Source organism: Rhizobium sp. RAF56 (genome assembly GCF_052113965.1).
Classification (GTDB): domain Bacteria; phylum Pseudomonadota; class Alphaproteobacteria; order Rhizobiales; family Rhizobiaceae; genus Rhizobium.
In genome coordinates, this window is record NZ_JBFRDU010000148.1 from 1 (window position 1) to 426 (window position 426).

Below are 426 nucleotides of genomic sequence, written 5' to 3' on the forward strand. Positions count from 1 at the left end.
GCCGGTCCTGATGCGCTACCCGACGATCCCGGCGAAGTGTTTGCCGATAGCGCCTATCGCGGCGATCATTTCGGCAATGCCGTGCGGGCGAAAGGCGGAACACCACGCATTGTCGCCACCGGAATGTGGGGACGGGACGAAGTCGAAGTGCGAGCACGTCTTGAGGCTTGGAACCAACCGATCCATCGCATTCGTGGCCGGATCGAGAAGATCTTCGGTACATGGAAACGAAGCTACGGCCTGCGTCGGATGCGWTGGCGAGGGCTTGCAAAAGCAGGCGTTCAAATTCGCCTTACCGCCATCGCCTACAATATGAAACGGAGTTTAAACGTCATTGCGATGGCCCGGTAGCGGCAACAACAACACCGGCGCTTCCACCGGAGCGCCAGAAGCTACAGCCGGCAACGTCGGCGCTGATATCACTAC

The 426-nt window shown here is 59.3% G+C and carries 1 protein-coding gene; it reads left to right on the forward strand.

Going from position 1 to position 426, the window contains the following annotated elements:
- Positions 1-351: transposase (locus AB4048_RS29010; RefSeq protein ID WP_442205376.1), on the forward strand; the 351-nt coding region annotated here is incomplete at its 5' end.
- Between the last annotated feature and the right edge of the window lie 75 nt (positions 352-426).